This window comes from Nonomuraea sp. H19 (genome assembly GCF_052068215.1).
Taxonomy (GTDB): domain Bacteria; phylum Actinomycetota; class Actinomycetes; order Streptosporangiales; family Streptosporangiaceae; genus Nonomuraea.
In genome coordinates, this window is record NZ_JBQHCV010000120.1 from 1 (window position 1) to 1286 (window position 1286).

The 1286-nt window shown below is 66.7% G+C and carries 1 protein-coding gene; it reads left to right on the top strand.

Features of this window, described 5'->3' with window-relative positions; genetic code table 11:
• Positions 1 to 67: 67 nt before the first annotated feature.
• A protein-coding gene (locus ACTMTI_RS56840) for an IS3 family transposase (protein ID WP_441129404.1) occupies positions 68 to 1242 on the top strand; the annotation gives its coding sequence in 2 pieces (ribosomal slippage) (positions 68 to 323 and positions 323 to 1242; 1176 coding nt in all).
• Positions 1243 to 1286: the final 44 nt, after the last annotated feature.

Sequence of the window (1286 nt, forward strand, 5' to 3'; positions counted from 1 at the left end):
TGAGGTGCCCAGCAGATTCCAGACAGTCGGCTACATAAGCTGACAGAAGTCTGGAAGAGGTAGGTACGTGACGAGGCGTCGCAGGCAGTTCTCACCGGAGTTCAAGGAAGAAGCCGTCCGCATGGTGCTGGAGGGCGATCGGACGGTCGCGTCGGTGGCGCGGGAGTTCGACATCAACGCCAGCACCCTGGGCAGCTGGGTGAACCGGCACCGGATCGCGAGCGCGCAGGAGGAGCAGCAGCCGAGTTCCGGACCGGATCGGGCCAGGATCCGGGAGCTGGAGCGGGAGAACGCCGAGCTGCGAGAGAAGTTGATCTTCCTGAAAAAAGCAGCCGCCTTCTTCGCGTCCGAGACTCGATGACGCTCGCCAAGTACGAGCTCATCGACGCGGAGAAGGCCCGTCACTCGATCCTGAAGATGTGCGCCTGGCTGGGCGTGTCCCGCTCGGGCTACTACGAGTGGCGTGGGCGGCCGGCCTCGGCCACCGCGCAACGCCGCGCACTGCTGGCCGCGTCGGTCGCCGAGATCTTCGCCGGCTCGCACGAGACCTACGGCTACCGGCGGGTGCACGCAGCCCTGCAGCGTCGCGGTGAGCACTGCTCGGCCGAGCTGGTCCGCGCCCTGATGCGCGAACAGGGCCTGATCCCGGCGCAGGTCCGGGCCTTCCGGCCGGCCACCACCGCAGCGGGCGACTTCCACGGCATCCCCGACCTGGTCAGCCGCGATTTCACCGCCGCCCGGCCGGGCACCAAGCTGGTCGGCGACATCACCTACATCCGCACCTGGGAGGGCTTCCTCTACCTGGCCACCGTGATCGACTGCCACAGCAAGGCGGTCCTGGGCTGGGCGATGGCCGATCACTACCGCACCGAGCTAATCAAGGATGCGGTCCGGATGGCCGCCGGCACCGGCCTGCTGCAGCCCGGCGCCGTGTTCCACACCGACCGCGGCTCGAACTACACCAGCGACGAGTTCGGCCGCTTCCTGACCGGCCTGGACATCCGCCGCTCAGTCGGCCGCACCGGGGTCTGCTACGACAACGCGATGGCCGAGTCGTTCTTCAGCGTGCTCAAGAACGAATGGCTGCACCGCTTCGTCTTCACCACCCGAGCCAAGGCAAGACGGCAGGTCATCCGCTACATCGAAGGGTTCTACAACCACCGGCGCCTGCACTCCGCGCTCGGCTACCGGCCACCCCTGGAAGTACTCAACGAGTCCCTCTCAACCCAAACAGCCGCATAGGCTACGCCCATAAGACGGCTGTCCGGAATCTCCATGGCTCCTCA